This is a genomic window from uncultured Rothia sp., from assembly GCF_916715725.1.
In the GTDB taxonomy this organism is placed as follows: Bacteria; Actinomycetota; Actinomycetes; order Actinomycetales; family Micrococcaceae; genus Rothia.
The window spans coordinates 131,862-156,173 of the sequence record NZ_CAKAPD010000002.1 but is presented as its reverse complement, the minus strand read 5'-3'; the positions used below and the strand labels follow the sequence as shown (position 1 = coordinate 156,173).

The following is a 24,312-nucleotide window of genomic DNA, read 5'->3' as shown; positions in this document are numbered from 1 at the left end:
GCCGTAGGCAAAATTTCAAACCGCCTTGCTATCAATAATGGATTGTAAGGCACATAGATGCACCTGGCAATCTCTGTACTGATGATTGTGTATCTTTCTTTCTGTATGTCTTTAATTGAGACGGAAAGCCTCTTGACTTTCTATTTAGGAGTCATACTTGCAGACTTATAAGTAGTTATGGGGTAACTATATGATTTATTTGACGGTTTGATTGCGTTTTCTACCTGAGTGAGATGCTTGCAGCGTTCTGGAGCTTCAGTGGTGGTGCAGGATTTGAATAGTTGTGGTGAACCTAGGTATCTCCGTGCTTGTATAAATTGCTAAACTTTGCGCAAGGGACATTTTACATTATTTATTCACAATGAATAGAGAATTAATATACCCTGTCACCAGGAGGAAACTTATGGCGATTTTTGATTTCTTTCTGAGTACTTTATTGATATGATTTGTTATCATACTTTCCGTTTAGTTGGCTATTTATAGATATCATTTTCTGTGTTTTTGGGCATGAAGCTACATTTGGGGAATGTCTGAAAATTCGTCACTTTTGGATCTGTCTACTTTTTGGGAAAGGAGAAAACAGACTAGCCGAAGAGAGGAACCCGATAGCCGAGAAGCCACATGTGTCTCGAAAAGCCATACAAGAAGTGGCTTCTCGGCGAACATGTGGCTTCTCAGCATAAGACCCACGGGGAGCGGCTTTACATATCGGGCCAGTCGCGGTGCAACGAATACTCCGTGTCCCCATCACCACTATTGTTCAGGTGCCAGCGCTGACCGGTACGAATGTCGGCCTTGCGCAGGCGCGGGTTCGGGTTATCCTTCTTGCCCATCGTCGGATCGTTCTTGCAACCCCAACGAGTATCGTCATAGCTGCAGTCACCTGCCACACGGCCCACGTCGGTCCACCACACACGAATCAGCAACGGTTCAGCAGTGTCCTTCTTAACGACAGTACGCATAGCCTGCCACGGGCCACCATTAACGCGGTACCGACCAGCATAAGAAACCGTTGCGTAGGCGTGGAAATTGCCCGAACGCTGATACGCATAACTGGTCGCGGTCGGTCGCGCTTTTGAGCCTGACTCCGGGTAGATGGGCTCACCGATGGTGTAGAAGCTGCCCTCGTCACCGTTGCCGTACTGGATGGTCATCTGCACCGGATAAGACTCGATTTCAACGTGACCGGCCGAGAGCTCGCCTTCCCAATAAGCGGTGGGGGCTTCAGCGTAGAAATTGATGTTGTCGCCCTTGTAGATATTCGGGTCGCCCTTAGCTCTGCCGGTGCCATTACCGGAGTTATAGGACTGCTTGAGGATAGGGGGTCGGATATCGGTGTTGGCGAATTTGTCTTCAATTTCTTGATGCATTTCAGCAGGGCTTGGCTTACGAGGTTCTCCGGGGTTATTGGCGGATAGGGTGCGGGATTCTACTGGGTTGCAGAAGGTGCCGATGCCGGAGGTGCTGTAGTATCCGGAGTAGTCGTTGCCGTCGTCAGGCATCATCCAGGTGCGGAAATACTGTCCTGGCTGACCATCAGCGGTGACGCAGGAGTCTTTATCGGTGGTTGAAGCGTAATATTGACCGCCCATGCCATCATTTGCAAGATAATGTGTCTCCTCAAACTTTTGCTGTTGCTGTTGATCTGCAGTTATAAGATTATCCTGTGCAGTCTCTTGGTTGGTTGGTGCACTCTGCTGATTTTCTTGGTCCATACCATCATCATATTCAGATGAAACATTAAAAGATGCTTGCGTATCTGAAATACTATGATTATTAGCATCTGATGTATCTTCTACAGCATGTAGCTGATGTGAAACTGGTCCTGTAAAACTTATAAGGAATGATACGCAGGCTATAACGAGAGACTTTTTATACATTATTTAATAACACCCTGTTCACGCAGATTCTTATTAGAAACATAAGAAGACAAATACCAATAACCATCCTTATAGCGATAACGCATCATGAAAATTTCATTTTCATGATTGGTATTAGAACGTTCAATTCTACTTCCGTCAGGGTTGACGTAGATGGCGTAGGTCCAAAGGCGTCGAGTAAGAACCCAATACTCTTTTGCTTTATCGTCGTAATTAAGTTCGCTTTCTGCCTGAAAATCTGAGAGTCCAGCAATAACCCAACCGCCGCGCTGATAAAGATCCTCGATATCCTTAAGGAATTTAAGATCTTCTTTGTACGTATCCAACATGTAAGGTTTTACATATCGCATATCGCCAGTTTGAATACCGTAGTTTCTAGCTTTAATCCAGTCAATCATCATCTCACGGAGACCAGCAAAGGTTTCGGGGTACTGCTGCGGCTTGGCTTTCGGTAGAGGAACATTCTGTGCAGGACCGTGGCCATCGGCCTTGCGATACTCCCCATCCGGTGCCTTTGAGCCGCCGGAGTAGCCGCGGGTAATGACCGGGCTCGGAGTAGCGGAAGCCGCATCAGATGCTGCGGCAGAAGCCGAAGTCGTATCGCTCGGCGTGGCGGAGGCGGTGGCTGCCGCCTCGTTATTAGCCTGCTGGCCGCACGCCGCAAGCAGGGCGCCAATGCCCACAAGTGTGCCGCTGCCCAGCAGGGTACGGCGGTTGAAAATGGTCGAATCCATAGAAGGTATGCTCCTATCGTCGGTGATGGTGTGTTATTTAGTTACTAGTCAGACCGTTATTCACAGGTCAAACTGACTGCCGGAAGAAAAACAGCCCCGTAGCGCACCCAACAAACGCATCAATGCGCTATGGAACACTACAGTTACCACCCTACCGCATGTTTGCCGTCGTTTGCATTCTTTTGGTAGCTACGGTGATGAATCATCACTATTCGGATATTTCATTGCTTTATGCATCAAATATCTCTGCACTTGCGGAGGCGCCGCCGCAGCAGAATTTGTGCCATGGTTTAGTGTCTTCGACCATGGTTTTTAACTACGACCAAAGACACTAACCTATGGCACAAATCCGTAACCCATGACCGGATCTCCGGCTGCGCCAGGTAGGTGAGAGCCGGTTATTGGTTATGATTTAGCCTTTTCGTCGATAGGTTAGTGTCTTCACTGCGGGTTAAAGACCCACGGTGAAGGCACTAACCTATCGAAAACCTCGGTCTAAAAGGCAGAGCGGCCCCGACTTCTGTATCCGGGACCTCCTGCTGCGGTTATTCAGCGCCTACGAGGCAATCTTTGCGATCTGGAACATGGACGCCGGCATCGGTCGGTCCAACGACCAGCGAATATGCATCGGCTTGGAGCCCTCGTGAGAAATGTATTTCACGGTGCCCAGGCACATGTAGGGGCTGGTGCCTATAGCATCCGTTTTATTGCGATGAACGAAAAGAACGATACGGCGCCCCAACTCTTCGTGGTGTTGGAAGAGCTGACCAGGCTCATCTTCGGGAGTCGTTGCGTTCTGTGAATCCCACGCGAACTCCGAGGTGCTGATGGTGTAGTTTTTGTACATGGTGGTTGGGGAGAAGTGCTTTTTAGACTTCTCCAGCGTCACCAGTAGCGCGGTGGTGTTTGATGAGTTGAAGGGTATGACACCGTTAACTGAAGCACCAGGAATCTTAAAGTTTCCTCATGACCACCTAAACCGGCAAATAGTTCCTCACGGGAGTAGAGAGCATGAGTGCGCAGGGGGACGTCTTCGCCCTCAAAGAGCGGCAGGGTGGAGGTGGTATCCGTACCGGTGTTGAGAAGTTTTGGCTGCTAGAAGAAGTCTTGTGTCTTAGAGAAGAGGCGAAAAAGATGTTTGATTAACAAGAAGAGCATGTGAGAAGATCTTGTATGTTCGTACTCAATGCAAAGGAGCTAGGTATGTCTGGTAAATCTGCTTCCCATGGCAAAGCATTTGAAAATGCCTTCATGCAGGTCATGATGAATGAAATAATTGCGGCTGGTGGTCACGCTGAACTCGTAGAAAATAATGCAACTCATACAGCAAAAAAGTTCTACGATGAGCATGATCCCTCTATTCAAGAAGATTATAAAAACAGGGCACAATTCGGCGTGGATTTGATTTTGGGTCGTGAGGTGCACATTCTTGAGTACGGCGCGAAAAATCATTTGTATCTTCAAAGTGATGATAAAGCTCGAGATTCTGCAGATGTGAGGGATCTTATTATTGAATCTTCTGGAAAATCTGGAGATAAAGTTGTTGGAGTATCGCTAAAAATAAATAATGATGCTGCACGACATTCGCGACTTTCACCAACAATTGACTTTGGGTATAAATGGTACGGAGTCCCAGTTTCTATTGAGTATAAAAAAGAAACTGGACCTATTTTTGATCTCCTGAAAAAGAATAAGGGCGTTAAATGGGAAGAGTCTTCGCTCGACAAAGAAAACTCTATCTATATTCCCTTGCTAAAGGCATTCCAAAGTGAGATTATGCGCGCATATGACAGGCATGGTGAGGAAATTATATCTAAGCTACTAAAGCATGTTATTGGCGCCCAAGATTTCTATAAATTTATTTCAATGAAGAATAAATATATTATGGAGCGGTATGTACTAGATGGTGAAGTGCCTAACAGTGTTAAAATGCCAACTAGATTAATTGATTTCAATTTCAAAAAAGATAAATTAGGGAAAGTGTCTGAAAATACCCTTATTATGGTTCTTGATAATGATTGGGTATTGAGTTTTAGGATCCATAATGCATCTTCAAAAGTTGAAGTAAGCATGAAGTTTGATGTGCGCATTATTGGAAAGCCGGCAGGAATCACCATTGAAGGAAAGCAATAATCTAAGACTGGCCTTTTTCTGATAAGTGCGCTATACTAGCCTCAGGCCATACAAATGTTTGGCCTGAGGCTAGAGATTTAGGGAGTTCAAGATTATGCCAAGAAGCATGTCACCTCAGTTTCGTTCATCTTTGACGTATGCACCTCATGAAGTGCAAGAGGTTCTTGAGATGAAGATTAAAGAGGAAGAAGCGGAAGTCGAGAAGCACTCCACGCCTGTAACGCGTAAGCTTGAGGAAGATATGCTTGCCAGAATTTCAGGACGCGCAAATACGGTGAAAGTTGCTTCATTGTTTAGTGGTGCTGGCGGTTTGGACCTTGGCGTTAAGCTAGCAGCTGTTGCTTGCAAGTATGGTTCCGATCAAGCGTACGAACTGCTTAAGGATAAGAAAAAGTTTGAAGAAGCTGCAGATAATATTGATTTTATTTATTCAAATGACCTATTTATCGCTGCCAATGAAAGTTATGTCGAGAACTTTGGAAAATCTGTAGTTAAGGACTCTCGTGACATTCGTAAAGTAGTTCATTTTCCTGAAAGCGACTTGATGCTCGGCGGCTTCCCTTGCCCTGGGTTCAGTGTTGCGGGTCCGAGACTCCTGGATGACCCGCGAAATTTCTTATACATCCACTATATCCGAGCCTTGATCCATTCAAAGCCTGCTTTCTTTATTGCTGAGAATGTCAAGGGATTGATGACCATGGCAAATGGACAGGTCCTTAAGCAGATTACTGAGGATTTTTCGGCAGCAGGATATCAGGTTGTAGCTCATCTTGTGAACGCTCGAGACTACGGTGTTCCCCAAATTAGAGAGCGAGTATTTATCATCGGTACTCGAAATGATATTGTGGAAAAATATGGCTATAAATACGAACTCCCTGAGCCTACGCATGGTCCAGGTAGGAATTTCCCTTATGTGACTCTACGCGAAGCTATCGGTGACTTGCCCGTAGATGCTGAAGATGTCTTTGATAGTAGCTACAGCTCTATGTATATGTCTCGAAATCGAAAAAAGAATTGGGAAGAGCAATCATTTACGATTCAGGCTTCTGGTCGTCAGGCTCCCCAGTATCCCGGTGGTGAACCAATGAAAAAACTGGGTAAAGATGAGTGGAAGTTCCAAGGTGACATAAATCGTCGTATGTCTGTTCGAGAATGTGCTCGGGTTCAAACATTTCCTGATTGGTATTATTTTTCTAAGGGTAATAAGAATACAGCAATAAATAACCAGCTAAATGAACAGTATAAGCAGATTGGTAATGCAGTTCCTGTTTTTCTAGCAGAAAAGATATCACGACCGATTCTGCAATTTATGTACGACAATGAGTTGTATAGCTAAAAAACTGTATGAAGGAGGTGCAGTAGCCCAAAAGCTACTGCACCTCCTTTTACATGCCCAACTAAGCCAGAGCAGACCTAGACTAGCGCCTCTTCAAGCCAGTTCAAGCCCGAGCGGTGCTCATCCAACAGCTCAAGAGCCCGGTTAGGCAACTCAACCTTCAGACGAGCACCCGCCAACGACTGATACTGCGTATTCCCCAAGCCGGGGTGCAGAAGAAGAGTCCGCGAAGAACTCACACCCACCAGCTCACTATCAAAAAGCTTATGCAGATCCTTGCGCAGAAGCATACCCTCATCCACACGGTGCTCGCCCTCGCGCGCATAGCTGTACAGGTGCGCCGCATCCAGCGCCGCCGTGTGGCAAGCACCCGTAAACGCACACATGTTTCCGAAGCGGTTCAACAGCTGCTGGCGGAACTGCGGCTGACCTTTGCGAGCCCTGACCGTGCGCATCGTAAAACCGCCACGAGGATCCACGGGTACCCCGCGGGCCTCGCCAAGGTTGAGCTGGTGAATACCCGAAGTGTTCAGGCTTTCAAGCCAGGTGAGGACTTTCGCGGTATCGAGGGCAACAATGCTGTTCTGTCGGTTATATTTGCCCGGTGCGCAAAGCCCTTCAAAAGAATCTTTGTCCAACGCACCGATAAGTTCAGTCCAGGTATCGCCATAGTAGGCAATGAAACGCTGAACTCTCTCAGTCCTCTGTGGAGGATTCTTATACAGGCGCTTCTCGGGCTTGAGCTTATCTCTCCCCAAACAATTTCCATCGCAACGCCACAGCCCATCGGACTTGAAGGTGATGCGGCTGCTCCCACAGCGGGGGCAATACGTCATGACCTTATCGGCCTCGTATGACTCAATTTTTCGGATAACGGCTGACCCGAGAAGAATCGAATTATCTCGAATCAGCACGAAGTCGCCCTCGCGAACGTTTGTGTAGTTCCGAACTTTCGAGTCGTAAACGTAACGGAACTCTAGGGCGTCATCGTAGACTTTTCCACTAGCTACGCTTCGGTTCTCTTCGTCGGGAACGGATCGCAGTAGCCATGCCTGCGGGAGCCGCATGTCAGCTGCGGCGTGCTTGCTCGGGAGGCTGAGAGTCGTCACCACGGACGGGAGAACGAGGTCCGGCAGTGAGGGCGTTGAGTTGTTGTCCATAGCAGCAGCCTAGCAGCCCGGGCGGTTTGCCGCTGCTTGGGTGGTCACCGGCTCACGGGGTAGGGGTGGTGGAATCCTGTAATTACAAAAATTCCTGCGGCTCCTCCATAAACCCTTCCTCGAAAAGCCACATGTGTTTCGAGAAGCCACCAAACATGTTGCTTTTCGAAACACATGTGGCTTCTCGGCGCATTAAATCAGTGCCCCGCACAAGCAACATTCACCAGCCACAATGCTATTGATTCGCATCACACGCCGGTATTTTTAGGTATCCTTGGGGTAACACTCAGACAGAAGCCCGCCCTCCACCTCGAAAGGGGCCGCATGAAAACCTTCTGGACCAACCTACCCCTCACCATCCGTGCGGCAGTCATCTTCTGCTACGCCTACGCCGGGGTGCGCATCCTCAACCTCTTCACTGAGGCAGGCACCGCCCCGCTGACCCCGCATACTCTCCTTGACGGTGCCCTCACCGCGGCTGTCGTCGTCGGTGCTCTCGCCCTGTACCTGGGTAACGCCCTCGGTGCCGCTCTACGCGCCCGGCGAGAAGGCTACGAACCCCGCCCGGTCGGCATCATCGTCGCCTACGCCCTCTTCGTGGCGGCGTGTGCCTACCTTGTCTGCCGCCTCATCGCTTACACCGTGGAGGCGGGGCTCACCTGGCTCTTCCCGCCCGCCCTCGGCCCGGTTGTGACTGCTGTGGGTATGGCTGTTCTTGGCGTGATCAACTATGTGCGCCTCGACCGAGCATATCCCGACCGCCGCAAAGACTAACCGGGGGAGCGGCCCCCCAAAAAAATCCCTGTAATTACAAAAAATCTCCCGCACCGGGTGGAGCACACCTCCAAGGCATGCCCCGCCCAGTGCGGGAGATTTCTATATCAACGGAACGCCGCAGCCTTCACGCTACAGCGCCGCGTGCACCTTACAGGCTCTGTGCCTGAATTGCGGTGATCGCAACGGTGTTGATGATGTCCTCAACGGTGGTACCGCGCGACAGGTCGTTCACGGGCTTACGCAGACCCTGCAGAACCGGGCCCACAGCGGCAGCACCCGAAGACTGCTGAACAGCCTTGTAGGTGTTGTTACCGGTGTTCAGGTCGGGGAAGACGAACACGGTAGCCTGACCAGCGACCTCGCTACCGGGCAGCTTGGTCGACGCAATGGACATGTTCGAAGCAGCGTCGTACTGGATCGGGCCCTCGACCGCGAAGTCGGGGTTCGATGCGCGCACGAGCTCGGTTGCCTCACGCACAACGTCCACGTCCGCGCCAGCGCCGGAGGTGCCGGTCGAGTAGGACAGCATAGCAACCTTGGGGGTCACGCCGAACTGGCGTGCAGTCTCTGCGGATGCCTTCGCGATGTCGGCGAGCTGCTCTGCGTTGGGGTTCGGGTTCACTGCGCAGTCGCCGTAGACCAGAACGCGGTCTTCCATCAGCATGAGGAAGACGGAGGAGACGATCTTGGTGCCGGGGCGGGTCTTGATGAACTCGAGCGAGGGGCGGATGGTGTTCGCGGTGGTGTTCACAGCACCGGAAACCATGCCGTCGGCGATGCCCTTGTAAACGAGCATGGTGCCGAAGTACGAGGGGTCGGTCATGCGCTCGCGAGCAGCCTCGATGGTGACGCCCTTGTGTGCACGCAGCTCAGCGTAGGTTGCTGCGAAGTCCTCGGTGTACTCGTTGTTCTCGATGTCGATGATGCGGATCGAGCTGGGCAGCTCGATACCCTCAGCCTGGCAGATCTCTGCGATCTTGGCGGGGTTGCCGAGCAGAATCAGGTCGCAGAAGTCGCGGCGTGCAATGATTTCGGATGCACGCAGGATTCGCACGTCGTAACCCTCGGGCAGGACCACGGAGCGGCGGTTTGCGCGTGCGGTCTCGATGAGGTTGTGCAGGAAGCGCAGCGGGGTCATGGATGCGGGGCGCTCAATTTCGAGGCGTGCGAGCAGTTCGTCCTTGTTGACGTGCTCGTCCCAGCCGCCCATTGCTGCTGCGAGCTTGCGCTGGTGGCCGCTTTCGAGGGTACCGCGGACGCGGGAGACTGCGCGTGCAGACTTGAAGGTGTCCTTGGTGGTGGACAGCACGGGGAACGGTGCGTTGTCGATGAGGGAGCCGACCGCGGTGTTCTTGCCGGGCAGTGCGTCCAGGCCGCCGGTGAGCAGCACACCGGAGGGTGCGGGGAAGGTCGGTGCCAGTGCGGATGCGAGGGTTGCTGCAACGATGTCTGCACGGTCGCCGGGGACGATGACGAAGTCGCCGTCAACGAACTGGTTGAGGAAGTTGGAGACGTTCATTGCTGCGACCTTGATGCCGTGGATGTCGCGGCCGAGGTCTTCTGCCTTGATGCCTTCGGTGTCGAGCTTGAGAGCTTCGGCAACTTCACCGACGGTGGGTGCGTTCAGTTCGGGGATTTCGGGCAGTACGTAGACGGGCAGGTTTGCGTCGCCGCGCTTGACGGAGTTCTCGATTTCGTCGCGCAGTTCGGGTTCTGAACGGCCGACGATGATTGCGAGCAGGTCTGCCTTGGAGGCGAGCAGTTCGGTGCGTGCCACGTCGACTGCGGTGACTGCTTCTTCGACGGTTGCTTCTTGTGCGCCGACGATTGCGACGACGGGCAGGCCGAGGTCACGTGCGATCTGGACGTTCAGGTCGAATTCGACTGAGAGCGCGTTGGCGGGCAGGTAGACGCCGTCGACGATTACGACGTCGCTGTTTGCTGCGACCTTTTCGTAGGCGGAGACTGCGCGTGCGGAGATTTCTTCGGTGTCGCCTTCTGCGATGAGTGCGAGTGCGTCGGTCATGGAGACTGCGCCGCCGACCTGCTCTTCGGTCAGGCCGAAGTGTTCACGGATGAGGCGTGCCATGGGGTCGTCGGCGATGGTTGCGCCGTCGAAGACGGGGCGGAAGAAGCCGACGCGGTCTGCGCGCTTGATGAGGGAGTCTGCTAGGCCCAGGGCTACGAGGGACTTGCCCGAGTTCTGGGACATAGCGGAGAGGTAAAGACCAGTGGTCATTGTTTTACTGTCCTTCTATGCGGTGTTCGGCGCTGGGTCCCGCGGTTGCGCAGGGGTGTATGTGCTCCTGTGCGCGGGTGCGTCGAGCTTATATGTCATCTTCTATCTTAAGGCGTTGTGGGGGTGGCGCCTAACAGGGTGTGCGGTGCGCTGCGTCATGTGGGGTGGGGTGCGTGCCGCCTCCTGGTGTGGTGTGCCGTTTAGGGGGTGAGCTTAGGGGTTGATGATGCGCGTGTATCGTACGCTGCGTCCGGGGCCCCAGATGCCGCGTGCTTGGAAGTACACGCCTTCGTTACGGTAGCCGAGGCGCTCGTAGAAGGAGACCGCTCGTTCGTTTTCAGCCATGACCCACAGGTAGGAGTTTTCGTCCGGGTAGATGACGGATTCGTAGAGTGCCTGACCGAGCCCGGTGCCGTGCGTGTGGTTGAGGGTGTACAGGTGCGTGAGTTTGCGGGTGCCTGCGGGCAGTTCGGGGAGGGTATCGGCGCGTTCGAGTTCCCAGGCGGATTGTTCGCATAGGGAGAGTGCCACGCCGACCGGCTTATCCCAGTCGATGCGTGCGCCGATGGAGCAGGAGAGTCCACCGTCGGGGGTCCAGCCGGGCACCTCATAGGCGAAGAAGCCGCGCACGGTGGGGGAGGAGAGGTGGCGGTGGAAGTCTTCGAGGTATTCGTTGCGTTCGGCGCGGTGGCGGGCGGTGAAGCTTTCCCCGAGCGTGTCGAAGTAGATCGGGTCGTAGGTTTGCTCCATGCAATCCAGCTGCAGGTTGACGTATTTTTCGGCGTCGGTCGGTTCAATTGGTGCGAGCGCGTAGCGGCCCTGACATACAAATCCCATGGGTTCTAGTCTACTCAGTCGGCCCCTGTGGAGGCGGTTCCTTGCGGGTGCGTACGCTAGGGGCGTGAGGGCTGTCGGCTAGTCTAGTGGGTATGGCGAAAAAGAGCAGGGCACCCAAGAAGTCCCAAAAGGCGCAGAAGCAGCAGAAGAACCGCATCGACGATACCGAGAGCACCCCCGTGCAGGGTGCCGCCGCTGGCGTGTACCCGATTTCTACGGGTGAGGCGGAGCTGGTCCCTGACGGCTACCATGCTGACGGCTGGCTGCTGCTCATTAATGGTGTGCAGTCTTCCCACGTGATTGTGGGTGAGCCTCGCCAGCTGGATTTTGAGTACATGCGCTGGATCGCGGCGGTCGTCTCCTCGCACGTGGAGGAGCACCTGGACGCCGCGAAGCTGCGCATCACCCACCTGGGCGGCGGCGCGTGCTCGATGGCGCGCTATTTCGCTGACCTGTACCCGACCAGCCGCAACACCGTCGTTGAGCTGGATGCCAAGCTCGCCGAGTATGTGCGCGCTTGGTTCGACATCCCCAAGGCACCGCGCGTGAAGATTCGCGTGGGTGAGGCGGGTGCCGTCACCGCAACCTTCGCACCCGCATCCCGCGACGTGCTGATTCGTGACGTATTCGCCGGGGACACCACGCCCGAGGCGCTCACCACCGTCGAGTTCACCCGCACCGTCGCCGAGTCGCTGGCACCCGGTGGCCTGTACATCCTGAACTGCGGTGACGGGCCGGCGCTGACCGGTGCCCGCGCGGAGGCGTCCGCCCTGTTTGAGGTGTTCGAGTACGTGTGTATTGTGGCGGATTCGGCAATGTTGAAGGGTCGCCGCCGCGGCAACGTCATTATTGCCGGTTCGCACGCGCCCCTGCCGGAGGCTGGTTCCGTGCAGGCTGCCGCTATTGCCCGTGAGCTCATGGGTGGAGGCGTGCCCGCCCAGTACTGGGACACCGCGCGGGTGCGCCAGTTCGTGAGGTAGCGGTTTTCGGTAATGACTTAAGTTTTTCGGTGATAGGTTAGTGACTTTGGTGGGGGCTTTTAACTACCGCCAAAGACCGTAACCTATCACCGAATTCGGCGGCCCCTCCACGGCAGACGCTACTATAGTGGCATGCGATACACCTACCTTGGCCCCTCCGGCACCTTCACCGAATCCGCCCTGCTGAGCGTCCCCGGCGCATCCGACGCCGAACGCATCCCCGCCACCAGCGTGCCCGACGCGCTCGCACGCCTGAACGCGGGCGAGGTGGACGCCGCCATGGTGCCCATCGAAAACTCCGTGGAGGGCGGCGTGAGCGCCACCCTGGACGCTATCGCGGCCAGTGAGGGTGTACGCATTATCCGCGAGGTGCTCGTACCGATCCGCTTCGTGCTGGTCGCCGCGAAGCCCATCAGCATCGAAGACGTTAAGACCATCTCCACCCACTCGCACGCCTGGGCGCAGGTGCGCGGCTGGGCGCAGGAGAACGTACCCGCCGCCGCCTACCTGCCCGGCTCCTCCACCGCGGCGGCGGCTGTCGGACTGCTCGAAGATGGTTGCACCTACGATGCGGCAATCTGCTCCCCGGCGCTGCTGAACTACCACCCCGAACTGCACGTCATCCAGGACAACATCGGCGACAACAAGAACGCCGTAACCCGCTTCGTGCTGCTCTCCCGCACCGCCGACATCCCCGAACCGACCGGCTCTGACAAGACCACCCTGACCGTGCCGCTGCCCGCCAACCGCGCTGGCGCCCTGCTCGAACTGCTCGAACAGTTCTCCGTGCGCGGCGTGAACCTCTCCCGCATTGAATCGCGCCCCACCGGCGAAGGCATGGGCTCCTACTCGTTCAGCATCGATGCCGACGGCCACATCTACGAGGCACGCATGCGCGACGCCCTGCGCGGCCTGCACCGTGTTTCCCCGACGCTGAAATTCCTCGGCTCCTACCCGCGCGCCGACCACGAAAACACCGAAGTCGACAGCATCCACTCCGACGGCTCCTTCGACGCCGCACACGAATGGGTCGAGTCGCTCTTCCCGAACGGCCGCCCCGCACAGCTGCAGCGCCACTAGCGGTACCACAGGCCGGCCGCCGCTAGATACCCCCGCACCTACCCGCGCCCCACCAGCGCAAACCCCGCCCACAACCCACCGCAAGATTAGGTAGGATAAAACAGTGATTGATATTAACCTCCTCCGCGAAAACCCCGACGTCTTCCGCGCCTCCCAGCGAGCACGCGGCAAGGACGAAACCCACGTCGACCGCATCCTCGAAGCCGACACCGCACGCCGCGCACTCATCGGCGAATACGAGACCCTGCGCGCCGAACAGAACGCCTTCGGCAAGAAGGTTGCTAAGGCACCCAAGGAAGAAAAGCCCGCCCTCGTCGCACAGGCTAAGGAACTTGCCGCCCGCGTCAACGAAGCAAAGGCAGCCTCCGAAGCGAAAACCGCCGAATACGAGGAACTGATCAGCAGCATCGAAAACCTCATCATCGACGGCGTACCCGTCGGCGGCGAAGACGACTACGTAGTCGTCAAGGAAGTCGGCACCCCCCGCGACTTCGCAGCTGACGGCTTCGAGCCGCGCGACCACCTCGAAATCGGCGAACTCGTCGACGGCATCGACATGGCACGCGGCGCAAAGGTCTCCGGCGCACGCTTCTACTTCCTCAAGGGCCAGGTAGCACGCCTGGAGCAGGCACTCATGTGGATGGCGCTCGACCTCGCAACCAAGCACGGCTTCACCATGATGACCACCCCCACCCTGGTACGCCCCGAAATCATGAACGGCACCGGCTTCAACGTCAAGCACGACGACGAAATCTACCGCCTCGAACGCGACGACCTGTACCTGGTCGGCACCTCCGAGGTGGCGCTCGCCGGCTACCACACCGACGAAATTCTCGACTTTGAGAAGGGCGCGAAGAAGTACCTGGGCTGGTCCTCCTGCTACCGCCGCGAGGCTGGCTCCGCAGGTAAGGACACCCGCGGCATCATTCGCGTGCACCAGTTCAACAAGGCTGAAATGTTCGTCTACTGCCCCGTCGAGCAGGCAGAAGAGATGCACGAGAAGCTGCTGTCCCTCGAAGAGGAAATGCTGCAGCGCTGCGGCCTCGCATACCGCGTGATTGACACCGCCGCAGGCGACCTGGGCACCTCCGCAGCCCGCAAGTTCGACTGCGAGGCGTGGGTCCCCACCCAGGGCACCTACCGCGAGCTGACCTCCACCTCGAACTGCACCACCTACCAGGCGCGCCGCCTGAACATCCGCGAGCGCACCCCGGACACCGTGGACGAGGCAGGCAACGTGCGTAAGGGCCGCACCCGCTCCGTAGCGACCCTGAACGGCACCCTGGCAACGACTCGCTGGGTGGTTGCCATCCTGGAGACTCACCAGCAGGCAGATGGTTCTGTACGTATTCCGGAAGCACTCCGCCCGTACATGGGTGGTGCCGAGGTCATTCCGGCAGTCTCTGCTGAGTAATCTCACAACCAGCTGAAAAACCCGCTCACCGCGTAAACGGTGGGCGGGTTTTTGCGTATCCCGGTAGTCTAAGAACTATGCCTCTATACCGTAAACTCCTTGGTGTTTCCGCGGCGGCGGCGCTGACCGCCTCCGTCACTCGTGCCCGCCGTGAAGCGCGCCGACGCGCTATCGAATTGGGGGCGCCCTTCGGTGTTCTGCCGACCCTGCCCATCGGTGAGGCGCAGCGCGTGGGCGTGGTGTACAACCCCAGCAAGCCCGGCGCTGCGGCGGCTATCGAGATTCTGGAACGTACCCTCGCGGCGAACGGCCACCCGCAGCCGCTGGTGCGCACCACCCGCGTGGACGAGCCCGGTTCTGAGGCTGCCCGCGAGCTGATCGCTGAGGGTGTTGACCTGCTCATCGCTGCCGGTGGTGACGGTACGGTGCGTGCTGTGGCGGCGGCGCTGGCGCATCATGAGGGGCATAAGCCGCGCCTGGGTATTCTGCCGATGGGTACCGGTAACTTGCTGGCGCGTAACCTGTATATTCCGGTCAGTGACGTGGCGGCGTGTGTGAATATTGCGCTCAACGGTGCAGGTCAGGCTGTTGATGCGATTGAGATGACGACGACGAGCGCCCCCGGAGAAGAAACCGAACACACGTTCTTTGTGATGAGCGGTGCCGGCTTTGACGCGCTGGTTATGAACGATACGAACGAGGAGATTAAGGCGAAGTTCGGCTGGGTGGCGTACGTGCAGTCCGGCATGAAGCATATGCTGGGCAGGTCGCATCCGGTGCGTATTAGCGTGGACGGTGGGGAGCCTCGTACTCTGCCGATGCGGTCGGTGCTGATTGCGAATTGTGGCCGTCTGCAGGGTGGTATTCGCCTGGCGGACATGACGGATGTGAATGACGGCAACCTTGAGGTGATTGTGGCGTCGCCGCGTGACCTGGTGGAGTGGGGTCTGCTGATGGCGAAGGTTACGCGCCGCACGATTCTGGGTTCGCCGCGTATTGAGCTGCCGGTGATTCGCCACCTGGTGGGGGCTGAGGCGGTGTTGGAGTTCCCGGATGGTGCGCAGCCGGTTGAGGTAGATGGTGACCCGGCACCGTCGGCGCACCGTATTAGCGCGCGGGTGCTGCCTGCCGCCGTGGAGGTGGCGGTCCACCCCGAGGTGCTCTAGCGGGGGTAGTAAAGGTGCTGGGGGAGAGGCTGGCACCACCCCGAATCACCTATATGTGACTTGTATTATGAAAGAAATCGCGGATTTTTTCACTATTTCCTGAAAATCAGGAGGATAATGAAAAAAAACCGCGATTTTTTACACCATCAAGGAGGGTACACGTGAACACCACCGGCACAAGGTACCGCACCCTCAAAAGCATCTTCCACGAACGCGGCAAAGCCGCCGTACAGGAGGAACTGCAGGCACGCCGCAACGGCCACTCCACCTACCTCCTCAACGAATTCACGGTAGGGGAGCACCCCCTGTTCTACCTGGCAGACCGCACTGCGCTCGTAGCCTTTGAACGCATCATGCGCCGTGAACGGCACATCGAACAGCTGAGCTCCCAACTGCCCAGCATCGCCATGCAAAGCTACCTACTCGACCTGGCAGTACGCAGCATCGTGGCGTCCGACCGTATCGAAGGCGTGCACACCACACGCCAGCTCATCTCTGAGGCGCTCACCTCCGGCGACAGCGAGGACCCCCGCGCTAAGCGCGCCGTCGAATTCGTGAACCTCCTCAAAGACCTGGGGGCAGGCCGCCCACCCTCCACGGTTGAGCAGGTGCGCAGCCTCTACGACACGCTACTCGAAGGGTACCTCGCGGAAGAGGACCGCCCGGACGGGGCTCTATTCCGCACCAAACCCGTGGTTATCTACGACAACACCCGCGAAATTCACCGCGCCCCCGACAGTGAAGCAACCATCACCTCCAATGTTCAGGCGGCACTTGACCACGCCCTCAACCCGAACGTGCCGGTGCTATTCTCCGCAGTCGCCGCGCATTTTATGGTGGAGTACACGCACCCTTTCTACGACGGCAACGGCCGCCTGGGCAGGTACCTGCTGGTAGCCCACCTGGGGCAGACGCTCACCCGGCTGACGACCCTCACCCTGCCGAGCACGCTCAACATTCAGAAGAGCCGCTACTACAAGGCGTTTAGCGCGGCGGAAGAACCCCTCAACTGCGGTGAGGTGACCGGTTTTCTGCATGTTTTTCTGGGGCTGATTGAGCAGGCTCAGGAGCACCTGGTAGACGAGCTGGAGTCACGCGACCGTGCGTGGCGTGCTCTTGGCAGGCGTATCGCTGAGCTGGAGGGCAGCCGCACCTGGACGGGTGGCACCCCCGGGCTGACTTCGAAGAAGCTTGATGATGTTCTACGGCTGCTGTATCTGCTGGGGCAGGTGCAGATTTTCCGTGCGCCGGTTGCGCCTACCTCGAGTGAGCTGCAGGAGGCGCTGGGTGTTACGGCGCCGACTCTGCGCGATAGACTCAAACTGCTGCAGGGGCTCCGGGTTGTTGAGGGTGTGAAGGCTGGCCGTACGATGCGCTGGTCCCTCACCGAGGCGGGAATCGCCCTGCTGGGCCTGCCCGCGGTTGATGACGATGAAGAATAGCCCACGAGCATAAGAAACAGGGGAGGGGACGCACCGGAGTGCGTCCCCTCCCCTAAAAACTGTTGTTTCCCGTAACTCCTAGTAGTGGGAGTGATAGTGATAACGAGGAGTCGAGGCAGCCACCGCGGTAGCTGTAGTCGCTGCCAGAATGCCGGCAAGCAGAACGTTCGCCTTACGCTGCTCATACAGCTGCTGATCCATCAGGTCCTCCACAATAGCGTTATGGATTCGCTGCTCCTCAGCCTGCTGCTCCATGCTGAGGCGAACCCACAGCTCGTGCTTCTCCTTCTCGAACAGGTTTAGCGCATCCTGCAGGGTGAAGGACCGACCCTGCCGCACGTACTTGTACAGGCTGTCCGAGGCGTACGGGTACAGGTAGTCTTCCGGGTACCAGTGGGAGAAACGCTCCATGTACTCCTTATGTACCTTCGATAGTTCCGCACGTGCCGGGTCCTCATACTCACGCCACACAGATTCGTTGTGTGCCTGGCGTTTCAGGTTCTCCCGCTCCACACTCATCATTGCCAGCGGGTAGATGCCGAAGTACTTCCACAGCCACCAGGCAACCGCGATAGCAGCGGCAGAAACCAATGCCGGGACGTGGATGGTGTGCCACGGAATGTCGCTGGAGTGAATCTGCGGGTTAGCGACAAGATACCGCAGGTACGTCACCATCATGATGAGGGCACTAATAAGGTACGTCCAGGCGAGGACCTTCACGAAAGCTACAAAGAGCTTAGTGATTTTGATGCGAGGCGGGTTAGGCACAGCGGTAACGTACGACTCCTGGGCGCTCTTCAAAGAAGCCGCCCAGGGTGCTGCGCGATCCACCAGCTGCTTGACCTGGCGGAGGTGTTCCAGCAGGTCCTGACGCTGATGCATCTGCTCCTGCGGAATCGGGGAATGAGTGGATGGTGCCGGGATGGGGGTGGGACTACTGGACGACATGGGGGTCTGCGACATTGGTGTGCCCTTTTCGTAGTGTGAATCGGTGTTTTATTCAGCCGGTGCGGCGGTTTCAGCTCTGACTAGGCGGCTTTCCAGGTGACGTACTTGCCCTTGTCATATTCGTCAGTCACCTGCGGCTGCTCGGCGGGAACCCACAGAGCCCAGTCGCCGTTGTGCCATTCCAGGGTCGTCTCAAAGTAACGGTAGGTACCTGACGGGGTCTGAAAGAGAATGCGGATGACTGCGCGTTCCGGGGTGTACGACATGTAGCGATACCCCATGATACGAACCACGGTGCGGGTCTTCGTGTCCTGCAGACGTTCCTTGGTGATTTGCTCAGCGCCGGGTCCGATGACGGTCGGCATGTACGCCTCCGGGCTGTCATTAACATGGATGACCGCCCACGCGGCTGCGTACAGGGCACCCTGCGCAGAGTGCTCAAAACAGCTGCGAATAGGGGACTCTACAACGGGGCCGGCGGTCTGCGAGACGGGTCCGGTCCACCCCGACTCGGTGGTCACCCACTGGGTGTCTTTCGGGGCGGTTTTCAGGACGGTCTTGTCTGCGGATGCTCCAGCACCGCACGTGCCGGGCTCAATCACGACGCCGGGTTTAGCTTCTAGGGTTTCGTTGGGGGAGGCGCCTCCTCGCGGCACCCACAGGAGGGTGAGCCCGAGGAGTAGCAGGCCAATGATGTAGAAGAACCCGATGAGCGCGCGGGGAATGGCTGGACCTGATGCGGTGTTATATGTTTTCACGAGTCTCCAATCGTGTCTTCCCGGCGGTGGGTTATAGACTGAGCCAGCCCCTCGGCGCTGGGGGCGGTGTTTACTGGTTGAGAGTGAGTGGAGACAGTAGAGCATCCCCAGTGAGGTGCCGCTTTGGGAGGCGGAATCACCGGCTACTGGGTGCTCTCATATGAGCGTCAAAAGATACCCTAGCATGCCTACCGTCAGGGCGCTGAGCGAACGGTCGTTCTCTCATGAAGAGAGAGCGCGAAACAAGAAAAGGCGCACCCCGTGGGGCGCGCCTTTCTGCTGGTTAATTCAGCATGTCGAAGAGACCCGCTGGCGGTTCCTTAATCGGGAACGCATCTCGCGCATAGCTGGCAGAGTCGTGGAATCCATCTTTGCAGTCGCCAGCACCTCGGCAAGGCGTGCACTCCTGCCGGTGTCCTGACCCTCAAAACGCGCCTCCACGAACTCATCACGCAAACCCGCCGCCACCGCATACGGTCATTTTGGCGGTGCCCTCCCCAGAATGACCGCGGGCAGTGCCTGTTTTCGGCACCTGGGTTAGGCTGGAATATACGAGGTGCCTCGCAACGCTTGGGAGGGGGCTTCGGCACATGGATGTCGCTGAAACACCCCGCCTTCACAATAACCCTAGTATCTTGAAAGCGGGATACCTTCAATCCTAGACGTAAGTAGTAGTCGTGACCTACCAGAAGAGTAACGCCTGGTATCTTGGTATCTTTGCCGTTGTCGCAGTGTGCTCACCCCTTGCCCCTGCCGCGTGCATGCCGATTTGCGCGGTCTTCATCCTGGCTTTCGGAATTGAAACGGCTGCGCACCGCGCCCGAAAACGTAACCGCCGCGTCTAAAATCCCACAAGAAAAAAGTAGAGGGAGCCCGCCTACGGGGTAGTGGGCGGCTCCTGCTGACAGACAATCACCAACCCCACCTGCGAGGAGAACATACAGTGTCAGATCGTTTTGACCTGCACCTGCGCTACCCCGAACTATTCGAGCCGCTCACCGAAGAGCAGCGCCGCAACATCATGCAGCCCCTCGCCTCATCCTGGCTTGAGGGCGACAACCCCACCCGCGAAGACGTCACGCTACTCATCGACTACGAGCTCGGGCGAATCACCGCGGAAGAATACGACCGGCAGGCACTAGCGAAGGCGCTCGCTTACCAGGTGCTGACAAGCCAAAACGTGGACCAGCACGCAGAGGAGGGCGAATAAACCGTGAATCATCAGCAGAACTGGGTGGCGTACTTCTACCCCGAACCCTACCAGCACGTCATGCGGAACAAGCCGGGTATCAAGGACCCCGCGGCACTTTCGCTCTACGAGCACCGCATCATCACCCGACGAGGCTACGAGCTCACCAAGAACCCCGAGCTTATCGCCCGCACCTTCGACGCCGAGCACCTCAAGGCCATTCACCGCTATCTCTTCCAGGACGTGTACGACTGGGCGGGGGAGTACCGCACCGTGGACATGTCCAAGGGTGTGAGTGCTTTCGCGAGCGTTCAGCGCGGGCCCTTGAGTATTGACCGGTACCTCGACTACGTTTTCGCCACTAGCCGCGCGACTGACTGGGCGAGCCTGAAACATCAGGAGTTTGTGGAGGTTGCCGCCGCGATTTTTGCGCACCTGAACCAGGCGCACCCTTTCCGCGAGGGGAACGGCCGCGCGACCCGCATTTTTATGGATCATGTGGCGGCGCGTAGTAATTTCCGGTTTGATTATGCGCGTGCTGGCCGCCGCGGCTGGAACCAGAGTTCGATGTTTAGCGGCCCGGATCGCGGGTATTTTGAGGTGCATCCGGAGGAGCTGCATCAGCTGTTCGGCATCATTACTGTGCCGTGTGACGCGTAGTCAGGCCACTAATACACCTCGGGCAGATGCCCGATGAGGGCATTAAAGCGCGGATGTCCGCCACCTTATTGGTAAGGCGGTGGGTTTTCCCTGTATGCGCGGGGGTGAGCCCGACAGACACGCTTATATGTTGGATTTTGGTCAAATTATTGTATATTTGTCCCGTACCCTCTTTCAGTGCATGCCCGAGAAGGTAACATCTCAGCCGACGTTGGCTGTTCATTATAGACTGCATCACACAGTGCTTACATCGAATTTGGCCCGAGTTGTGAAGTCAACGGGGGATTTTCAAGAGGCGGAGCGACTGTTCAGAGAGGCTATCGCGATGGACCCAGAGTTCGCCGAATATCACCAGGATTTCGCGTCGTTCTTGAGCGATATGGGCCGTTTTGAGGAAGTAGCGGTAGAGGCAGGACGCACGGTTGAGCTCGATCCGAGCATAGATGTCCAGGTAGCTCTCAACGACCTAGCTCTCAACGACCTCCAAGCCCGTTTTCCGAACGACGAACTTATTAACGAGGCCGTACACCTGAACTCGAATACCGAATGACTGGAAACATAATGGTGATTAATCACAAGCGACGGGGCGAAGCACAGAGCGCTCCTAGCCTGCATCTGAGAGACATGCCCATCGAGCACTTGTATGTGCGCTATCAAAGGATAGCGCGGAACCTGCCGAGACGGATCCGCTGGCTTGCTTTGGTATTCGCGCCAACGAGCACGAGTTTCACCGTCTTCACCGCTGGCCTACTGAATGTTGCAGGGGCTCTGATGATTACGGCAGGTATCGGCCAGGTAACGTCAGGTGAGAGGACCCCAGGCAGTGCTATTTGGTTACTCATCTTCGCTTTCCTGGCTGAAAGCCTAGGGTACTGGGTGAAGGAACGCCAAGAGCTTATTCTCACGATCGCGGTTCGACAGCTCACATACCGCCGTTTCCGGGACATCTTTAGTAGGTCATCCCATCCGCCGGAAGCTCACGGACATGTTCTCACATACCCAGGACAGATCAGCCAGTTTGCCTTCGTTGTTGATTTCGCCGTTTCAACCGTTCAGATTATTGCCTTTCTCGCGGCTTCGCTCGCGCTATATGGTGCAAGCGGCGCCATCGCTGCGTTGCTCATCACTGGATTGGTATTCGTCAGCGTCCGTCTCATCAACTTGGTGGGCCAACTATGGGAACAGTACGTCGCTCTAGAGGGAGAGCGTAGGCAGTGGATCCAGCGTGTAGCAAACGCGATGCCTCGAGGGCAAAGCATCCCCAGCTGGGGTACCGCCCTGGACAAGATCGCTAGCATCCGAAACACCGAAGAGCATCTTCTGCGCAGACGGGTCCCGTTGCAGGTCCTGAATGGATTCCTTGAACGGGGAGCACTAACTGCGGTGCTCGCTGTGGTTGCGGTTCTCGGCGCGTGGCTCTGGCCATCCGCTCATTTCGGTGTTGGAATTATTTTGGCAGCCCGCTACCTGTACGCAGCGGTGCAGAACAACATCGTAAACTATCGGGTTATTCGGCTCGCTGTGCCAATGATGCGTGAGCTCGACAAGCTCGAGTCGTCTCCAAATTGCACGGTTAAACAGCAGGACTTGGTGGGGCAGCCTTCAAATTCTAGAGAGGTGCTTGCATCTACGTCTGAGCGCGCTGAAGCATTGCGCACATCCGCGACCACCCCCGATTCTGCTTTCGTACCACGCAACCCGGAAGTGTCCCATTCGGTGTTGTCAGCGTGGCGAGCTTCTGCTTCGCCACATCAGGTATCCCGGTTCACTAGCCTCGCTTTAGATATGGGGCTCACTGAGGATGTAATCGGGCGGTTCTGGCAAGACGCAACAACCTTGTCGTCAGGAGAGAGACACCGTGCTGCTGTCGCTATCGTTTTGGCAGACAAACCGGACTGGCTAATTTTGGACGATACGTTCGCAGCGCTTGATCCTGTAGCACGAGAAGTGGTTGCCGAGAGGATCTTAGAGTGCGTGCCAACGTGCACACTTCTGGCAAGCTCGGAGGAGTACGTACCGAGTGCCTTCATCCCCGGCAATGATGCGAGGGTAGACCCTCTTGAGTTGCAGGCTCATAGCCCCGGGGCAGCTAAGGAGGCAGATGCTGGTTCGACGGATGTGAGCGAGGGACAGGACCTTCCTGACCCTGAGCCGAAGCGTGCCACATTCCGACGATCGGCCCTGTTGTTGTTTGGACCGCATTTGGTGTGGATTACGTGTGGCGCCCTACTCTTGAGCGGATCCGAAGTTGCTTTTGCAATGACGATTGCTCACAGTGATGGGCTGTCTGCTCAGGTTGCTGGAGTGTCAGCTGCTTGCGCACTGGCAGCAATTGTTGGGTCCGTCATGTTCTTTGGCCCGCTCTACTGGGCTCCCATCGCTAGGCTGAGCGATTTGCACGACCGGGTTATACGCAGGCTCGATCGATTCGCTACTCCTAGAACAAGCGGTGCGGTCATGGGGCGGATGGGTGAAGACTTCTCCGACCTTCAGATGTCGGTGCCTAGCGCCCTGGGCTCGGTATTTATGGTCATTCTACAGACCTTTATGCTCATCGGAGGCGCAGTGGCCGGCGCCCCGCTGTTCATGATCGCTGTGTTGGCGGTAGCACCCCTAGCGATCCTTGCTATGCGTCAGGGTTCAAAGTGGATTCTCCCTGCCTCGACGACGGCTGCCAATCGCCGAGGTGACTTCATCGGGGTGGTTGGTGCCCAGGCTGGCTTACACGCTGCGCCCGTCAGTGCAGGGCTGCGTCGGGCTGGAGAAGAAGCCTACGCTCATTCGGAGGCTGCATACGTCAGCAGCTCGATTCAGTTGGCGAACGCCTACGCACTGCGTACGGGACTGATTCAGTCGCTTGTGTTGTCACTGAATGTTTCTGCAGTGGTATTGGCACTGATGGTCGAAGAATCGAACTCAGTGGTTACTCCCGCGGTCGTAATATATTTTGCAGTAACTCTGTCATCTGGCATCCAATCTACGGTGGAGACGCTGCAACAGGTTGGTGTAGTCAGCTTGACTGCGGAGCGTGTTCGGATGCTTGAAGAGTACCGGGCCGACCGTTCTTATCCGCCCGTGCGGTCTGCTGACCTGGCTCTGCTTGAGAGTGTTCTTGACTCTGGGTGTTCTATGGTTGCCTTGATTGGACCAACTGGCGCGGGCAAGTCCGTCATGCTTGATGCTCTATACCGCCGGTATCCCCAAGGCGAAGTGGTAATCGTACCGGATATCGATCCGTTCGCATCTGAAGCATCGAATTCGAGCGGGCTCATGCTTGCGCGTTCCGTGTTACGTGAAGGCGCTGCCCGGCTTGTGTTGCTTGATGAGACCTTGAAGAGTCTCACTCCGTCAGAGGAGCGCACTGAGCTCGAATCGATGGCGTGCGCTATCGAGGGCAGTGACAAGCAGGTTGTGATTGTCCTTCACTCGCGCTCTAACCTTAATCGTTTCAAAGAAGTGGTGAATTTAGATGCGTGAGCTGACCCAAGTACTACGTTTTTCTCCAAGAACTATCGAGGACGAAATGCGAATCTATAGGGTCAAACCTATAGCCTGGACCGATTCGTCGGTGGCACTTCT

General features: G+C 56.5%; 19 protein-coding genes and 1 pseudogene. 12 read left to right on the top strand and 8 right to left on the bottom strand.

Going from position 1 to position 24,312, the window contains the following annotated elements:
* Window positions 1-701: 701 nt before the first annotated feature.
* From QZ822_RS02585 to QZ822_RS02575, 3 genes and pseudogenes are all read right to left on the bottom strand, one after another.
* Complete coding sequence (locus QZ822_RS02585) at window positions 702-1,592, bottom strand: peptide ABC transporter ATPase (protein WP_294642356.1); 891 nt, start codon at window positions 1,590-1,592, stop codon at window positions 702-704.
* Window positions 1,593-1,879: 287 nt separating this feature from the next.
* On the bottom strand, window positions 1,880-2,614 hold the full coding sequence (locus QZ822_RS02580; protein ID WP_294642354.1) for a DUF6318 family protein: 735 nt from the start codon (window positions 2,612-2,614) through the stop codon (window positions 1,880-1,882).
* 556 nt (window positions 2,615-3,170) lie between these two features.
* Window positions 3,171-3,688: pseudogene (locus QZ822_RS02575) on the bottom strand (DUF3427 domain-containing protein); the annotation flags it as partial.
* Between the two features lie 129 nt (window positions 3,689-3,817).
* Here QZ822_RS02575 and QZ822_RS02570 point away from each other — a divergent pair.
* Together QZ822_RS02570 and QZ822_RS02565 are read left to right on the top strand one after the other, a co-directional pair.
* On the top strand, window positions 3,818-4,747 hold the full coding sequence (locus QZ822_RS02570) for a HaeIII family restriction endonuclease (protein ID WP_294642353.1): 930 nt from the start codon (window positions 3,818-3,820) through the stop codon (window positions 4,745-4,747).
* A 106-nt stretch (window positions 4,748-4,853) separates the two neighbouring features.
* Window positions 4,854-6,083 (top strand): DNA cytosine methyltransferase, encoded by a 1,230-nt coding sequence (locus tag QZ822_RS02565; protein WP_210399282.1) that lies wholly within the window; start codon window positions 4,854-4,856, stop codon window positions 6,081-6,083.
* A 77-nt stretch (window positions 6,084-6,160) separates the two neighbouring features.
* On the opposite strand, the gene QZ822_RS02560 is transcribed toward QZ822_RS02565, so the two are convergent.
* Window positions 6,161-7,243, bottom strand: coding sequence for an HNH endonuclease (locus QZ822_RS02560; protein ID WP_294642350.1), 1,083 nt, complete (start codon window positions 7,241-7,243; stop codon window positions 6,161-6,163).
* Between the two features lie 324 nt (window positions 7,244-7,567).
* Here QZ822_RS02560 and QZ822_RS02555 point away from each other — a divergent pair, with 324 nt between their 5' ends.
* On the top strand, window positions 7,568-8,017 hold the full coding sequence (locus tag QZ822_RS02555) for a hypothetical protein (RefSeq protein WP_294642348.1): 450 nt from the start codon (window positions 7,568-7,570) through the stop codon (window positions 8,015-8,017).
* A 151-nt stretch (window positions 8,018-8,168) separates the two neighbouring features.
* On the opposite strand, the gene pta is transcribed toward QZ822_RS02555, so the two are convergent.
* Window positions 8,169-10,259, bottom strand: a complete 2,091-nt coding sequence (gene pta / locus QZ822_RS02550) for a phosphate acetyltransferase (RefSeq protein ID WP_294642346.1) — start codon at window positions 10,257-10,259, stop codon at window positions 8,169-8,171.
* A gap of 213 nt (window positions 10,260-10,472) precedes the next feature.
* Complete coding sequence (locus QZ822_RS02545) at window positions 10,473-11,096, bottom strand: GNAT family N-acetyltransferase (protein WP_294642343.1); 624 nt, start codon at window positions 11,094-11,096, stop codon at window positions 10,473-10,475.
* 92 nt (window positions 11,097-11,188) lie between these two features.
* On the opposite strand from QZ822_RS02545, the gene QZ822_RS02540 reads away from it, so the two are divergent.
* The 5 genes from QZ822_RS02540 to QZ822_RS02520 all read left to right on the top strand — a co-directional run bounded on the left by QZ822_RS02540 (window position 11,189) and on the right by QZ822_RS02520 (window position 17,178).
* Window positions 11,189-12,076: a spermidine synthase gene (locus QZ822_RS02540; RefSeq protein ID WP_294642341.1), complete on the top strand. Its 888-nt coding sequence runs from the start codon at window positions 11,189-11,191 to the stop codon at window positions 12,074-12,076.
* A gap of 132 nt (window positions 12,077-12,208) precedes the next feature.
* Complete coding sequence (pheA, locus tag QZ822_RS02535) at window positions 12,209-13,156, top strand: prephenate dehydratase (protein WP_294642339.1); 948 nt, start codon at window positions 12,209-12,211, stop codon at window positions 13,154-13,156.
* Between the two features lie 103 nt (window positions 13,157-13,259).
* Entirely contained in the window at window positions 13,260-14,570 is a 1,311-nt protein-coding gene (gene serS / locus QZ822_RS02530) for a serine--tRNA ligase (RefSeq protein WP_294642337.1), read from the top strand.
* Between the two features lie 77 nt (window positions 14,571-14,647).
* Complete coding sequence (locus QZ822_RS02525; protein ID WP_294642336.1) at window positions 14,648-15,736, top strand: diacylglycerol kinase family protein; 1,089 nt, start codon at window positions 14,648-14,650, stop codon at window positions 15,734-15,736.
* A 161-nt stretch (window positions 15,737-15,897) separates the two neighbouring features.
* Window positions 15,898-17,178: a Fic family protein gene (locus QZ822_RS02520; protein ID WP_294642334.1), complete on the top strand. Its 1,281-nt coding sequence runs from the start codon at window positions 15,898-15,900 to the stop codon at window positions 17,176-17,178.
* A gap of 78 nt (window positions 17,179-17,256) precedes the next feature.
* On the opposite strand, the gene QZ822_RS02515 is transcribed toward QZ822_RS02520, so the two are convergent.
* On the bottom strand, window positions 17,257-18,141 hold the full coding sequence (locus QZ822_RS02515) for a hypothetical protein (protein ID WP_294642332.1): 885 nt from the start codon (window positions 18,139-18,141) through the stop codon (window positions 17,257-17,259).
* Between the two features lie 65 nt (window positions 18,142-18,206).
* Window positions 18,207-18,884 (bottom strand): hypothetical protein, encoded by a 678-nt coding sequence (locus tag QZ822_RS02510; protein WP_005504289.1) that lies wholly within the window; start codon window positions 18,882-18,884, stop codon window positions 18,207-18,209.
* 943 nt (window positions 18,885-19,827) lie between these two features.
* On the opposite strand from QZ822_RS02510, the gene QZ822_RS02505 reads away from it, so the two are divergent.
* The 4 genes from QZ822_RS02505 (at window position 19,828) to QZ822_RS02495 (ending at window position 24,210) form a co-directional block, all read left to right on the top strand.
* A complete protein-coding gene (locus QZ822_RS02505) occupies window positions 19,828-20,094 on the top strand; it encodes an antitoxin VbhA family protein (protein ID WP_049344655.1) in 267 nt (88 codons plus the stop codon).
* Between the two features lie 3 nt (window positions 20,095-20,097).
* Window positions 20,098-20,733, top strand: coding sequence for a Fic family protein (locus QZ822_RS02500; RefSeq protein ID WP_294642330.1), 636 nt, complete (start codon window positions 20,098-20,100; stop codon window positions 20,731-20,733).
* A gap of 94 nt (window positions 20,734-20,827) precedes the next feature.
* Complete coding sequence (locus QZ822_RS08880) at window positions 20,828-21,283, top strand: tetratricopeptide repeat protein (protein ID WP_044145687.1); 456 nt, start codon at window positions 20,828-20,830, stop codon at window positions 21,281-21,283.
* Window positions 21,284-21,357: 74 nt separating this feature from the next.
* A complete protein-coding gene (locus tag QZ822_RS02495) occupies window positions 21,358-24,210 on the top strand; it encodes a hypothetical protein (RefSeq protein WP_294642328.1) in 2,853 nt (950 codons plus the stop codon).
* The last annotated feature ends 102 nt before the right edge of the window (window positions 24,211-24,312 follow it).

Coding starts and splice junctions, on each gene's coding strand:
- QZ822_RS08880 (WP_044145687.1), top strand. CDS start 20,828: ATGCGCGGGGGTGAGCCCGACAGACACGCTTATATGTTGGATTTTGGT.
- QZ822_RS02495 (WP_294642328.1), top strand. CDS start 21,358: ATGCCCATCGAGCACTTGTATGTGCGCTATCAAAGGATAGCGCGGAAC.
- QZ822_RS02565 (WP_210399282.1), top strand. CDS start 4,854: ATGTCACCTCAGTTTCGTTCATCTTTGACGTATGCACCTCATGAAGTG.
- QZ822_RS02525 (WP_294642336.1), top strand. CDS start 14,648: ATGCCTCTATACCGTAAACTCCTTGGTGTTTCCGCGGCGGCGGCGCTG.
- QZ822_RS02585 (WP_294642356.1), bottom strand. CDS start 1,592: ATGGGCGGTCAATATTACGCTTCAACCACCGATAAAGACTCCTGCGTC.
- QZ822_RS02545 (WP_294642343.1), bottom strand. CDS start 11,096: ATGGGATTTGTATGTCAGGGCCGCTACGCGCTCGCACCAATTGAACCG.
- pta (WP_294642346.1), bottom strand. CDS start 10,259: ATGACCACTGGTCTTTACCTCTCCGCTATGTCCCAGAACTCGGGCAAG.
- QZ822_RS02560 (WP_294642350.1), bottom strand. CDS start 7,243: ATGGACAACAACTCAACGCCCTCACTGCCGGACCTCGTTCTCCCGTCC.
- pheA (WP_294642339.1), top strand. CDS start 12,209: ATGCGATACACCTACCTTGGCCCCTCCGGCACCTTCACCGAATCCGCC.
- QZ822_RS02570 (WP_294642353.1), top strand. CDS start 3,818: ATGTCTGGTAAATCTGCTTCCCATGGCAAAGCATTTGAAAATGCCTTC.
- QZ822_RS02540 (WP_294642341.1), top strand. CDS start 11,189: ATGGCGAAAAAGAGCAGGGCACCCAAGAAGTCCCAAAAGGCGCAGAAG.
- QZ822_RS02555 (WP_294642348.1), top strand. CDS start 7,568: ATGAAAACCTTCTGGACCAACCTACCCCTCACCATCCGTGCGGCAGTC.
- QZ822_RS02515 (WP_294642332.1), bottom strand. CDS start 18,141: ATGTCGCAGACCCCCATGTCGTCCAGTAGTCCCACCCCCATCCCGGCA.
- QZ822_RS02580 (WP_294642354.1), bottom strand. CDS start 2,614: ATGGATTCGACCATTTTCAACCGCCGTACCCTGCTGGGCAGCGGCACA.